General features: G+C 67.3%; 1 protein-coding gene and 1 pseudogene. Both read left to right on the top strand.

Going from position 1 to position 404, the window contains the following annotated elements:
- A pseudogene (locus AC1D0P_RS30940) lies at window positions 1-186 on the top strand (hypothetical protein); the annotation flags it as partial.
- Between the two features lie 12 nt (window positions 187-198).
- Window positions 199-404, top strand: a 206-nt coding sequence (locus tag AC1D0P_RS30935; protein ID WP_477680223.1) for a beta-ketoacyl synthase N-terminal-like domain-containing protein, incomplete at its 3' end; no start/stop codon positions are given.

The raw sequence follows: 404 nt of genomic DNA, 5'->3' as shown, positions 1-404 counted from the left end.
GACCTCGCCTTCCTGCTCGCAGATGCTGGCTCCGGCAAGGAACGCCGCACGCTGCTCGTCGACGCGGAGACCGGCGAGGAACTGAAACCGGAAAACACCAGCCTGCTGCCGGGACCGGCGGCGGACGACGAGGATCGTGAGCGCATCGCGCGCATGCGGGCCTGGTATCTCGGCATCGACGCTTGAAGGAACATTTTCATGGAACGCATCGTGGTCACGGGAATGGGTGTGGTCTCGCCGCTCGGCGTCGGCGTTGACACATCGTGGAGACGGCTGCTCGCTGGCGGTTCGGGCGTGCGGCGCCTGCCGGAGGAAGAGGTCGCCGACCTGCCGCTGAAGATCGCCGGCCGCGTGCCGGATCTGGCTGACGATCCGGAGGGCGGCTTCGACTCCGACCGCTACAT

Source organism: Polaromonas sp. P1_G2 (assembly GCF_056405515.1).
This window is presented reverse-complemented; position numbering and strand designations above follow the sequence as displayed.